The organism is Salinifilum aidingensis (assembly GCF_054782015.1).
The window spans coordinates 343,874-355,980 of record NZ_BAAGTH010000003.1; the positions used below are offsets into that span (position 1 = coordinate 343,874).

Genomic DNA, 12,107 nt, shown 5'->3' on the forward strand with positions numbered 1-12,107 from the left:
CGAGGGCGCGAAAACCCCGTCACACGCCGAGGACGCGCTGCGCGAAGTGGATCTCGGTGGCGACCTGCCGCAGCGTCTCGGCGACGACCAGCGAGCCGTGCCCCGCGTCGTAGCGGTAGAACTCGAACCACACGTCCCGCCGCGCCAGCTGGTCCAGGTAGTTCAGCACCTGCTGGATCGGGCAGCGCGGATCGTTGTCCCCGGCCAGCACGAGCACCGGCGCGCGCACCTGGTCGACGTGCGTGATCGGCGAGGAGTCCCGGTAGGTCTCCGGCACCTCCTCCGGCGACCCGCCGAACACCGACCGGTCGAACGCGCGCAGCGGTTCCATCTCGTCGGCGTAGGCGGTGACGTAGTCGGCCACGGGCACGCCGGAGACGCCGGCGGCCCACCGCTCCGGCTGGGTCCCCAGCGCGAGCAGGGTGAGGTACCCGCCCCACGAGGCGCCGGCGACGACGCTGAGCTCGGGCGTGGTCAGCCCCTGCTCGATCGCCCAGTCGTGCACCGCCGCCACGTCCTCCAGCTCCGTGCGGCCGGGGCGGCCCTCCATCGCGTCGCGCCAGGCCGAGCCGTACCCGGTCGACCCGCGGTAGTTGATCTCGACGACGGCGAACCCGGCGTCCAACCACGCCGCGCGGTAGGAGGAGAACCGGTCCTCGTCGGCCGCGTGCGGCCCGCCGTGCAGGTTGAACACGGCGGGGAGCGGCCCGTCGCCGGCCTGCGGCGGCCGGGAGACCAGCGCGTGCACGGTGTCGTTCGGGCCGTGGGGGGCCGGTACGAACACGTCGGAGACCGGTTCGGACTCCGGGGCGCGATCGCCGGGCGGGGTGAGCAGCACCTCGTCCGACCCGTCGGCGGACAGCGCCCGCACCATCGACGGGCTCGCCGCCGAGGACCAGACGTACTCCACCGCGCTGTCCGGGCGCACCGAGGCGCCGCCGACCGTGCCGGCGGGGGTGGGCAGCGCGGACAGCTCGCCGGTTTCGAGGTCGTAGCGGTACACCTCGGTGCGCGCGTGGTGCGTGTGCGCGATGAGCAGCGCCTTGCCGTCCGGGTACCAGTCGGCGGAGACCTCGCCCGGCAGGTCGAGCCGCAGCTCGGTCTCGGTGTCGGCGAGCACGTCCCAGACGAGCAGTTCTTCGCGGCCGCGCCGCTCGTGCACCACCAGCAGCCGCGGATCCCCGTGCACGGGGGCGAACTCCAGCGCGTCGAGGCCCTTGCCGGGGCCGTCCCACTTCTCCGCGACCGGCGTCCCGTCCACGCGCAGCACGCGCAGCGCGGGGTGCCGGCTGTCGCCGTGCTCCGAGTGCGACACGGCCGCCAGCGACTCGTCCCAGGACAGGGCCGCCAGACCGCCGTCCTGCTCGTGCTGGTACAGCACGCGCGGTTCGCCGCCGTCCTCGCGGACCCAGATCGTCACGCCCTCGTCGGTGGACATGCCCAGCGCGGTGACGTGCGCACCCAGTTCGAGGCCGGCCGGGTAGCCGCTGTGCACCCCGGCGACGGCGTCGGCGGCCTGCGGCCCGGCACCGGCGGTGCGGAACGGTTGCACCTTCCAGCGGCCGAACTCGTCGCCGTCGGTGTCGTCGAACCACCAGATGTTCCCGCCGTCGGGGGGCAGCGCCGCGTGGAAAGTCCCCTGTGGACGGTCAGTGACGCGCTGGTGCTCGGCGCTGCCGCGGTCCCAGGCGTAGATCTCCCAGGTGCCGCTGGCGTTCGAGATGTAGACGTTGCGTTGCGGTGCGTCCCGCGCCCAGCTGGGCAACGACACCCGCGGTGCCCGGAAGCGCGCCTGCCACCGCGCTTGGACCTGCGGGTCGTCGAACAGCTTCGCGGGAACCTTCGCCTCTGGATAGGTGCTCACGATGCGATCGTGCCTGATTCGCCCGAGCACCCGCCGCGCGGGAAGGCCCGACGCGGCGGCGCGCGTCGGGGCGGGCCGGTGGGCATTTCCCGCGAAGTGTCCACCAGGCCGCCCGGTCGGGGGAGCCGGGAGCATGCAGAAGGGCCAGGTCAGCTGTGCTGGCCTGGCCCTCGGCTGTCGGGGTGGCGGGATTTGAACCCACGACCTCGTCGACCCGAACGACGCGCGCTCCCAAACTGCGCTACACCCCGATCGTTCCGCGGTCGGCTCCGATCACCACCGGTGAACCGGACATCGGGTCGCTGCCGACCGCTGATGAACAGTCTAGCGAACCCGCGCAGCGGCTCGGGAACCGGGGGTGGTGCCGACGTTTTCGCCGGTCACCGACGCCCGCGCTGATCACCGGCTCGCTGCCGCAGCCATCGGCCGCTGCGCCGGCCCCTGCTGCGGGCACCGGCTCGTGTGGTGACCACCCGCCCGCCGGGCCTGCGGTCACGGCTCGCGCGGCATGAGCGTCAGCAGCGTCGCCTCCGGCGGGCAGGCGAACCGCACCGGCGCGTACGGCGAGGTGCCCAGCCCCGCGGAGACGTGCAGCCGCATGTGCTCGCCCCAGGTGGAGGCGCCGCTCGCCCGGGTGCGGTCGAGCCCGCAGTTGGTCACCAGCGCGCCGAAACCCGGCACGCACAACTGGCCGCCGTGCGTGTGGCCGGCCACGACCAGGTCGTAACCATCGGCGGCGAAGCGGTCGAGCAGCCGCGGCTCCGGCGAGTGCGTCACCCCCAGGCGCAGGTCGGCCTCCTGCGGGGCCGGGGCGGCGATCGCGGAGTAGTCGTCGAGCTGCAGGTGCGGGTCGTCCACCCCGGCGACGTGCACCTCGTTGCCGCCGGCGCTGAGGGTGCGCCGCCGGTGCGTCGCGTCGACCCACCCGTGCTCGGTCAGCGCGGCGCGCAGGTCCTGCCAGGGCAGCGGCTCGCCGTGCACCCGCTTGGCGCGGTGGGCGGGCAGCAGGTAGCGCGCGGGGTTCTTGGGCTTCGGCGCGTAGTAGTCGTTGCTGCCGAACACGAAGGTCCCCGGGCGGTCCAGCAGCGGCCCCAGCGCCCGCAGCACTCCCGGGACCGCCCTGGGGTGGGCGAGGTTGTCGCCGGTGTCGACCACGAGGTCGGGCTCGAGCGCGTCGAGCGCGGCCACCCACTCCTGCTTGTCGCGCTGGTTCGGGGTGAGGTGCAGGTCGGAGACGTGCAGCACGCGCAGCGGTTGCGCATCCGACGCGAGCACCGGCAACGTCGCTTCCCGGAGGGTCCAGCGCCGCCGCTCGACGGTGGCCGCGTAGGCGATCATCCCGGCGCTCAGCGCGCCCCCTGCCAGTACGGTCCTGCCCAGAGTCTTCACCCCACCAGGGTAGGAGTCGCGCGGAACGCCGCGCGCCGGCGTGCCGCTGCGGCCCCGATCGGTGTGCTGCCTGCCCGGTCCGGAGGAGGCGCGGGACAATCGACGGCATGGCGCATCTCAAAGAGCAACTGCGCGCGGACCTGTCCGCGGCGATGAAGCAGCGCGACACCGCCACCACCGGCGTGCTCCGGATGGCGTTGAGCGCGGTGAACAACGAAGAGGTCTCCGGCAAGCAGTCCCGGGAGCTCAGCGACGAGGAAGTGCAGCGGGTGCTGAGCAAGGAGGCCAAGAAGCGCGACGAGTCGGCCACCGCCTTCGACGAGGCTGGGCGCGCGGAGCAGGCCGCCTCGGAACGCGCCGAGGCCGAGGTCCTCCGCCGCTACCTGCCGCAGCCGCTGTCGGAGGAGGAACTCCAGCAGCTGGTGCGGCAGGCGGTCGACGAAGTCGCCGCGGAGCTGGGCGAAGAGCCCGGCATGAAGCAGATGGGGCAGGTCATGAAGGCCGTCAACGCCAAGGTGGCCGGACGCGCCGAGGGCTCGCAGGTGGCCGCGCTGGTCAAGGGCCGGCTCGGCGGCTGATCGGGGCCGCTCACTTCCTGCCGGCCCCGCCGGGCGAGGGGATGTAGCCGGTGCTGACCCGGAGTTCGATGGTCTCCCCGGGCGGCACGGCGCCGTAGCGGGACTGCGAAACCACCGTTCCCTGCTCGCGCTCGCTGTGCGTCGCCTTGCGCTCCACGCGGTAGCCGGCCTCGGTGAGCGCCTTCTCCGCCTGGTCACCGGGCGTGCCCACGAGGTACGGCACGTGCTCCTCCTCGCCGCCGCTGGAGTACCGGCCGTTCACGTCCGGCAGCGGCTGCTGGGGCAGGCCCTCGTGCAGCGGCTTCATCGCCCCGAACCAGGTGCGCGCGGGCACCTTGCCGCCGTAGATGTTGCCGCCGTTGACACCGCACAGCGTCGGCGGCGTCGTGTCGCAGATCCCCTGCGGCGAGTCGCCGTCGCTGAAGGTGAGCACCGCTCCGGACAGGTGCGGCGTCGCCCCGAGGAACCCGGCCGACTGGTGCGCCTCGGTGGTCCCCGTCTTGGCCGCGAGCGGGCGGGTCCAGCCCGCGCTCTGCGCGGCCTGGTGCGCCGTGCCGCCGGCCTGGTCGTCCTTGCTCATCCCCACGGCCAGCGCGTCGGCCAGTCCGCTCGGGACCGCCTGCTCGCAGGGTTTCTCCGTGAACTGGACCGGATCGCCGTTGCGGTCCACGACCTTGCTCACCGGTGTCGGCGGGCACCAGGTGCCGCCGCTGAAGATCGTCGCGCCCACGTTGCTGATCTCCAGCGGGTTCGTCGGCGCGTAGCCGAGGGTGAACGCGCCGATCTGCTTCTGCTTGACCTCCTTGGCCTGGGGAATGCCGTCCGAGCCGTTCGGCGAGATCTTCTTCCCGGTGGCGCTGTGCTGGTTCAGCGTCTGCCGCATGCCCAGGCGGCTGGCCATGTTCACCGTCTCGTCCAGCCCCACGCGCTCCTGCAGCGCGACGAACGCGGTGTTCGGCGAGGTCTTCAGCGCCTCCTGGATGCTGCGCGGGCCGGGGGAGACGCCTTCGGCGTTGCTGACGGTGTAGGGCGCCGTGCCGTTCTTGTACGTCTGCGAGGTGTACGACCCGGGCGCGGGGATCTGCGTGCCGATCCCCATGCCCTCTTCCAGCGCCGCGGCTGCGGTGAACACCTTGTACACCGAGCCCGCGCCGAACATGGCCACGCTGCTGGGCAGCGAGTAGGCGGTCTGGCCCTCCTCGGAGTCGAAGCCGTAGTCGCGGTTGGCCACCAGCGCGCGCACGGGGTGCTTGTCCTCGCCCGGCTCGACCACGCTCATCACGTTGGCGATGCCCTTGGTGTCCTTGGGCACCTGCTCCTCGGCCGCCCGCTTCGCCTCGGAGCTGACCTCCTTGTCCAGCGTGGTGCGGATGGTGTACCCGCCCTTCTTCAGCTGCTCCTCGGTGAAACCGCGGCGCTGCAGGTAGTCGAGCACGTACTGGCAGAAGAACCCGTGCTCCGGACCCGCGCCGACGCAGCCGTTCGGGATCTGCTGCAGCGGGCTGACCACCCCCAGCGGCGCCTGCCGCGCCCGCTCGGCGGCCTCGCGGCTGATGCGGCCCTGCTGCTCCATCGCGTCGATGACCGTGTTGCGCCGGTGCTCGGCGTCCTCCGGGTTCGTCACCGGGTCGAGCGCGCTGGGCATGTTGACCATGCCCGCCAGCAGCGCCGACTGCGCGATGGTCAGCTCGCCGGGGGTGGTGCCGAAGTAGGTCCGGGCCGCCGAGCTCACGCCGTAGGACCGGTTCCCGAACGGGACGACGTTGAGGTAGCGCGCGAGGATCTCCTCCTTGCCCATGCGCTGCTCGAGCTGCAGGGCGATGCGGATCTCGCGGAGCTTGCGCGCCGGCGTCTGCTCGACGGCCTCGGCCTGCTTGACCGGGTCCTCGCCGGCGACGACGTGCATGAGGTAGTTCTTGACGAACTGCTGCGTCACCGTGGAACCGCCCTGGGTGACCTCGCCGGACGCCTGGTTGGTGACGGCGGCCCGGGCGGTGCCGGCCCAGTCGACGCCCTCGTGCTCGAAGAAGCGGCGGTCCTCGATGGAGATGATCGCCGCTTTCATCGCGTCCGAGATCTGCTGCGGCGCGACGGGGGTGCGGTCCTGGTCGTAGAAGTGGGCGATCGGCTCGCCGTTGCGGTCGGTGATGGTCGTCACCAGCGGGGCCTGCTGGGTGAGGATGTCGCGGGTGAGGCTGTTCACCGCGTCGCTGGCGCGGTTCGAGACCACGCCGAGCGACCCCACCACGGGGAACAGCATGCCGGCGACGAGGACGCCGGCCAGTACGCAGAGGCCGAAGAGCTTGAACAACCCGTGTCGAGCGCGCACCGGACCAGAGTAAGTTCGCGTGCGACGCCTCACAGCGCGTCGTTCGGCGCTGCCGCTCGATGTGATGAGCCTCAAGGCAACCGATTGATAAATGCAGGTTGGTTGCTGGAACCAACACCCTCTACAGTGCGTCCACGTCCAGCGACAGCACAGTCGCGTCCCCGTCGACCCGCGGTCGTCCGGGGCGCGGCATCCGGTGCCGGGGGGCCTCCGGACGAGTACGTCGCCGACGATGCCAGTGAGGAGCTGGGGGGAAGCTTGATGTCCGAGCAGGGGGATTGGCGCGTTCGCGCCGCTTGTCGGGACGAGAATCCCGATCAGCTGTTCGTTCGGGGGGCCGAGCAGCGCAAGGCGCGCCGGGTGTGCTTCGGCTGCCCCGTCCGCACCGAGTGCTTGAGCGAAGCGCTCGACAACCGCATCGAGTTCGGGGTCTGGGGCGGAATGACCGAGCGGGAACGCCGCGCGCTGCTGCGGCGGCGCCCCGATGTCCGGAACTGGCGCGAACTGCTGGAGGCCGCGCGGCAGGAGCACGTCGAACCGGGCGAGTACGCCTCGCGGCACTACCAGGCGGGCTGACGGCGGCCGCGTTCGCCGGTCATTCGCCGGCGAGCCGCCGCCCGATCTCCCGCAGGCCCGGCAGGTCGTGCACGTCCGCGGGCAGGGCGGGCACGCCGATCAGCGGCACCTCGGGGTGCGCGCGGGTGAACCGCCCGAGCAGGCGCTTCTCCCGCTCCGCGAGCGCCACCCGGTCGGCGTGCACCCGCAGCACCGCGGTGGCCAGCGGTGCCGAACCGGTGCGTTCGAGCTCCTCGGCGGCGGCGCGGGCGCGCGTGTCCGACAGGTCCGCGTGCACGGGGTGCGTGCGGTTGGCGATCATGCCCACCAGCGGCATCCGCTCGCCGGAGAGCCGCTCCACGAAGTAGGAGGCCTCGCGCAGCGCGTCGGCCTCGGGTGCGGCGACCACGACGAACGCCGTGCCGGGCGAGCGCAGCAGCCGGTAGGTGTGCTCGGCGCGTTCCCGGAACCCGCCGAAGGTGGAGTCGAAGGCCTGCACGAAGGCCGAGGCGTCGGTGAGCATCTGGCTGCCGACGATGGTGGAGATCGCCTTGGTGAACATGCCGAAGCTCGTGCCGACGAGCTTGCGCAGCCCTTTGCCGCTCGCGCGCGCGGGACTGGACAGCATGCGGATCACCCGCCCGTCCAGCGCGGCCGACAGGCGCTGCGGGGCGTCGAGGAAGTCCAGGGCGGAGCGGCTCGGCGGCGTGTCCACGACGATGAGGTCCCACTGCTCGGACGCCGCCAGCTGGCCCAGCTTCTCCATGGCCATGTACTCCTGCGTGCCCGAGAACGACGTGGAGATCGTCTGGTAGAAGGGGTTGTTCAGGATCTGCTCGGCGCGCTGGTGCCCGGCGTGCGCCAGCACCATGTCGTCGAACGTGCGGCGCATGTCGAGCATCATCGCCGAGAGCTCACCGCGCTGCTGCGGAAGCGCCACCTTCTTCGGGTGGTTCTCGAGCTCCCGGATGCCGAGCGCCTGCGCCAGCCGGTGCGCGGGGTCGATGGTGAGCACGACGGCGCGCCGGCCGCGTTCGGCGGCGCGCAGCGCCACGGAGGCCGCGGAGGTCGTCTTGCCGACGCCGCCGGATCCGCAGCAGACGACGATCCGCGTTTCGGGGTCGTCGACGAGTCCGTCGACGTCGAGCCGGGGCGGGCGCAGCGGTGCGTCGGTCAACGCTCCTCCCTCGGGGTCACCGGGCGCTCCGCACGCCGCGGTCGGCCAGGTCCTGCGCCAGTTCGTACACGGCGGTCACGTCGATGCCCTCGGTGACGTGCGGCAGGGTGACGGTGGGCAGCTCCGACGCGTCGAGCTGCTCGCGGGCGCGCCGCTCGACGCGGGCGCGCACGGCGTGCTCGGTCGTTTCCTGCACGAGCCCGGCCAGCGTGTCCTCGTCCACGTCCAGCCCGGCGGTCCGCAGCCCCGCGCGCACGCGCTCGGTGTCCAGCCGCCCGTCCGCGGCGGGGTCGACCGAGCGGTTCGGCAGCCGGTCCGGCCGCACCCGGTTGAGCACCACCCCGCCGGGGCGGATCTCGGCGGCGTTGAGCTCGGAGACGGTCTCCAGCGTCTCCCGCACCGGCAGCTCCTCGAGCACCGTCACCAGGTGCACGACGGTGTCCTGCGAGTGCACCAGGCGCACCACGCCGTCGCTGTGCTCGCGCACCGGGCCGACCTTCGCGAGGTCGGCCATGGCGCGGGTGACGTCGAGGAACTTCACCACGCGCCCGGTCGGTGGAGCGTCCACCACGACCGCGTCGTACAGGTGGCGCCCGCGGTCGTCGGTGCGCCCGACGCACTCCTTGATCTTGCCGGTGAACAGCACGTCCCGGATCCCGGGCGCCAGGGTGGTGGCGAAGTCGATCGCGCCCATCCTGCGCAGCGTGCGGCCGGCGAAGCCGAGGCTGTAGAACATCGACAGGTATTCGAGCAGCGCCGCCTCGGCGTCGATGGCGAGCGCGCGCACCTCCCCGCCGCCCGGTGCGGCGGCGATCCGCTCCTCGGAGTACGGCAGCGGTGCGGTGTCGAAGAGGTGGGCGATGCCCTGGCGCCCCTCGACCTCGATCAGCAGCACGCGTCGGCCTCCGGTGGCCAGGGCCAGTGCCAGCGCGGCGGCCACGGTGGTCTTGCCCGTGCCGCCCTTGCCGCTGACGACGTGCAGTCGAGCCCGGTTGAGCTCCCGGTCCCATTCAGTCACGCGGCCAGCTTAGGAGACCTGGGGGCGGTGGACTCCCCGGCCGGTGGGGAGGCGCACCCGGGGCGGGAGCCCGCGCCTGCCCTTCCGCGCCGGGGCGGCACTACTAGGGTGTCGCGTATGCAGAAGTGGGAGTACGCGACGGTTCCGCTGTTGAGCCACGCGACCAAGCAGATTCTGGACCAGTGGGGCGAGGACGGCTGGGAGCTCGTGGCCGTGCTGCCCGGCCCGACCGGCGAGCAGATGGTGGCCTACATGAAGCGGCCGAAGGAAGGCTGAGCCATGGGACGGTGGACTGATCGCCTCGCTGAGCTGGGGCTGCGGCTGCCGGAGGTGGCCGCGCCCGTCGCTGCGTACCAGCCCGCGGTGCGCACCGGGTCCCACGTGTACACGGCGGGCCAGCTGCCGCTGGTGGAGGGCAAGCTCGCGGCCACCGGCAAGGTCGGTGGCGAGGTGGACCCGGAGCGCGCCGCCGAGTGCGCCCGCACCTGCGCGCTCAACGCGCTGGCCGCGGTCGACTCGGTCGTGGGCCTGGACGCGGTGACCGGGGTGGTGAAGGTGGTCGGCTTCGTCGCCTCGGCCGAGGGCTTCGGCGGCCAACCGGCGGTGCTCAACGGCGCTTCCGAACTGCTCGGTGAGGTCTTCGGCGACGCGGGCCGGCACGCCCGCTCCGCCGTGGGCGTGGCCGAGCTGCCGCTGGGCGCGCCCGTCGAGGTGGAGCTGATCGCCGAGGTCGGCTGAGCACCTGTTCCTCGCCCCCTCCGCTGCGAGCGGGGTGTCGTGTTGCAGCGGGTCCGTCCGATTCGGGCGGGCCCGCTTTCGCATGTGCCGGGAAATTTCGCGCCCGCACCGGTGTGCGCGATGACCAACCAGTAGGCTGCGGTCACCACCTGTTCGGAGGTGCTTCCTGGTGTGGTTCGAACGGGTGATACAGCGAGCAATCGTTCGGCCGACTGTATCCGCAGTGTTCATCGTTCGGGGTTGATGAGCACGGGCTGATACGGCCAGGCTTCGCCTGGAGGAGTGGTGGAGCGGATGCCCGCGCCGAGGGAGTCGAGCCTGGGGAGGGGCGACGTGGCGGTGCGCGAAACGGAAGTGCGGTGTCACGAGCTGCTGTTGCGGCTGGCCGACCGGTTGCCGGACCGGTACCTGTGGCGCTACCGCGACTGGCTCGCCGGCGGGGCGGCCGACGTGCTGGCCCGCGTGCTGCCGGCGGCGCTCGTGCGCGAGCGCATCAGCCTGCCCGACGACGAGCAGCGCCTCCTCGCCGAAGCCCTGATCCCGCTGGGGGCCGACCCGGCGCTGGTCAACGCGATCCTGCCGCGGTCGGTCGCCGCGGAACCGGACGTGCACTTCAGCGCGCAGCCCCCGGCGGGCACCGCGGGCGCGGGCCACTCCGACGTCCTCGTCCTCGCCGCGACGCTGCGCGGCCGCGCCGGGGTGCGCGAGGTGCGCACCAGCTGGCGGCACGGGCCGGAGCCGAAGCGCGTCGTGCTGATCACCGCCACCGCGGACCACATCGAGCTCGCCGGTGAGGTGCAGCGCGTGCTGCGCGCGCTCGGGGACTCCGCGCCCCGCGTGGAAGTGCTGCCCACCGAGGCCGCGGTCGGGGCCCACCACCGGGCCGCGCTGGCGGCCGCGGAACTCGTCTGCACGGGCCCTGAAGCGGCCCGCGCAGCGCACGAGCACGGAGAGCAGACCGCTGGATCCATCGCGGACGCGCGCGGCTGAGCTCGGCCGCCACTGTCCGCGGAACACGTCGAAGGAGGGCACGCGTGCTGGATGTGGCCGAAACAGCCGGTCCCGGGGAGCGGTTGCACACGCTCCTGCTGGCGATGACCGGGAGGGTCGACGACGACGCCGTCAACAGCACTCGGGAACTGCTCGGAGCGGCGCAGGCCGACACCGCCGCGCACTTCCTCACCGGATGCCTGCTGGCGGGGCGCATCCGCGTCAGCGCCACCGAGCAGCACCAGCTGCGGCGCACGCTGTCCGACCTGCACCTGGACGCCGAACTCGCCGAACGGCTGTCCGTGGTGGACCAGCCCGAGGAGCCCGCCGCGCACCGGTTCGACGCGAACTCCGAGCCCGAGCACGCCCTCACCGGCGCCCTCGCCCCCGTGGCGCACCGGCTCACCGGGCTGCGCGGGCTGTGGACGACCTGGCGCACCACCCCGGCCGGGGACAACTCCGGAGCGCTGCCCCGCCGCGTGCTGCTCGCCGAGGTCGGCGCCGACGGCTCGCCGGCCGCTCTCGGCTACCAGCTGCTCGAAGCGCTGCGGCAGGCCGGCCTCGACTGCTCGGTGGACGTGTTCGCCAGCGGCGCCGAGCTGCCCGAGTACCACCGCGGAGCGCTCGCCGCCGCGCACCGGGTGCACCTGGAGACCCCGGTGGAGACCGGGGTTCCGGCCGTCGGCACCGAGGCGGTCACGATGCCCGCCGCGGTGCCCGAAGCGACGCCGCGGGAGCGGATGCCGCGTTCGACCTCCCGCGAGTCGGATGCGGAGGGTGCTCCACACCGCGTTGAGGTCGCTTCCGAACCCCAGCACGCCGCGCCAGACCCGGACGTGAGCGCGGCCGCCGGGGGGTCCGTGCCGGAACCCGTCTTCCCGCGGATCTCGCCGGAGGAGTTTCCCGCCGCCGAAGCCGAACCGGAGTCCCCGCGGGCCGAGGTGGCACCCGCGCCCGCGGCGCTCGCCGAGCACCCCGCTGCCGGTGCGGACGCAGCTGCGGTGGACATCGCTGCGGTGCAGGAGCCGGCTCCTGCCGAGACCCCCGCCGCTGCGGCTGCGCCGGCGGAGGTCCCCGCGGACCTCCCCGCGGAGACCCCGGTGGATACCTCCCCGGATGCCTCCGCGGAGGCCCCGGCTGAGGTCTCCGCGGACCCCGCTGCGCAGCAGGAATCCGCGGACCCCGACGACGATGCCTCCGTGGGCGTGCCGGCGGCCGTCGACGCCAAGCTGACCGACCGGGAGCGCAACCTCCTGCGCAAGCTGCACGAGGAGCTCGCGCAGCGGGAGCAGGACCGCACCGGTGAGGAGGGCGGGGCCCCCGTCGCGGCCGGCGGTGCCCAGCCCGGCCGCGCCGAGGGGTGGTCGCAGGGATCGGCCGGCGGCACGGGCGGCTTCCCGCCGATCAACCCGCGCTGAGCACCGCCCGCTCGTGCGGGTTGGCGCCGACCGTTCGGTTTCCGCGCGGCT

Annotated in this window: 11 protein-coding genes and 1 tRNA gene; 6 read left to right on the plus strand and 6 right to left on the minus strand. The window is 73.2% G+C overall.

Annotated features, from left to right (window positions below):
* Positions 1 to 19 precede the first annotated feature (19 nt).
* From ACYVJE_RS06670 to ACYVJE_RS06680, 3 genes are all read right to left on the minus strand, one after another.
* The gene (locus ACYVJE_RS06670) at positions 20 to 1,864 is read right to left on the minus strand and encodes a prolyl oligopeptidase family serine peptidase (protein ID WP_461143740.1); all 1,845 of its coding nucleotides are present in this window, start codon (positions 1,862 to 1,864) and stop codon (positions 20 to 22) included.
* A 177-nt stretch (positions 1,865 to 2,041) separates the two neighbouring features.
* Positions 2,042 to 2,115: transfer RNA gene (locus tag ACYVJE_RS06675), tRNA-Pro, on the minus strand.
* A 241-nt stretch (positions 2,116 to 2,356) separates the two neighbouring features.
* Positions 2,357 to 3,244: a metallophosphoesterase gene (locus ACYVJE_RS06680; RefSeq protein WP_461143795.1), complete on the minus strand. Its 888-nt coding sequence runs from the start codon at positions 3,242 to 3,244 to the stop codon at positions 2,357 to 2,359.
* 116 nt (positions 3,245 to 3,360) lie between these two features.
* Between ACYVJE_RS06680 and ACYVJE_RS06685 the strand changes: the two genes are divergently transcribed.
* Complete coding sequence (locus ACYVJE_RS06685) at positions 3,361 to 3,831, plus strand: GatB/YqeY domain-containing protein (RefSeq protein WP_459157979.1); 471 nt, start codon at positions 3,361 to 3,363, stop codon at positions 3,829 to 3,831.
* A 10-nt stretch (positions 3,832 to 3,841) separates the two neighbouring features.
* Here the strand turns inward: ACYVJE_RS06685 and ACYVJE_RS06690 are convergent, their stop codons facing one another.
* Complete coding sequence (locus ACYVJE_RS06690) at positions 3,842 to 6,160, minus strand: transglycosylase domain-containing protein (RefSeq protein ID WP_461143741.1); 2,319 nt, start codon at positions 6,158 to 6,160, stop codon at positions 3,842 to 3,844.
* A gap of 261 nt (positions 6,161 to 6,421) precedes the next feature.
* On the opposite strand from ACYVJE_RS06690, the gene ACYVJE_RS06695 reads away from it, so the two are divergent.
* A complete protein-coding gene (locus ACYVJE_RS06695; RefSeq protein ID WP_461143742.1) occupies positions 6,422 to 6,736 on the plus strand; it encodes a WhiB family transcriptional regulator in 315 nt (104 codons plus the stop codon).
* A 19-nt stretch (positions 6,737 to 6,755) separates the two neighbouring features.
* Here the strand turns inward: ACYVJE_RS06695 and ACYVJE_RS06700 are convergent, their stop codons facing one another.
* Both ACYVJE_RS06700 and ACYVJE_RS06705 read right to left on the minus strand, forming a co-directional pair.
* Entirely contained in the window at positions 6,756 to 7,892 is a 1,137-nt protein-coding gene (locus tag ACYVJE_RS06700; RefSeq protein WP_461143743.1) for an ArsA family ATPase, read from the minus strand.
* 16 nt (positions 7,893 to 7,908) lie between these two features.
* Complete coding sequence (locus tag ACYVJE_RS06705; protein WP_461143744.1) at positions 7,909 to 8,910, minus strand: ArsA-related P-loop ATPase; 1,002 nt, start codon at positions 8,908 to 8,910, stop codon at positions 7,909 to 7,911.
* Positions 8,911 to 9,027: 117 nt separating this feature from the next.
* On the opposite strand from ACYVJE_RS06705, the gene ACYVJE_RS06710 reads away from it, so the two are divergent.
* From ACYVJE_RS06710 to ACYVJE_RS06725, 4 genes are all read left to right on the plus strand, one after another.
* Complete coding sequence (locus tag ACYVJE_RS06710; RefSeq protein WP_152528303.1) at positions 9,028 to 9,186, plus strand: DUF4177 domain-containing protein; 159 nt, start codon at positions 9,028 to 9,030, stop codon at positions 9,184 to 9,186.
* Between the two features lie 3 nt (positions 9,187 to 9,189).
* A complete protein-coding gene (locus tag ACYVJE_RS06715; RefSeq protein ID WP_459157984.1) occupies positions 9,190 to 9,648 on the plus strand; it encodes a RidA family protein in 459 nt (152 codons plus the stop codon).
* Positions 9,649 to 9,942: 294 nt separating this feature from the next.
* Positions 9,943 to 10,638 (plus strand): hypothetical protein, encoded by a 696-nt coding sequence (locus ACYVJE_RS06720; protein WP_461143745.1) that lies wholly within the window; start codon positions 9,943 to 9,945, stop codon positions 10,636 to 10,638.
* A gap of 44 nt (positions 10,639 to 10,682) precedes the next feature.
* The gene (locus ACYVJE_RS06725) at positions 10,683 to 12,056 is read left to right on the plus strand and encodes a hypothetical protein (RefSeq protein WP_461143746.1); all 1,374 of its coding nucleotides are present in this window, start codon (positions 10,683 to 10,685) and stop codon (positions 12,054 to 12,056) included.
* Positions 12,057 to 12,107: the final 51 nt, after the last annotated feature.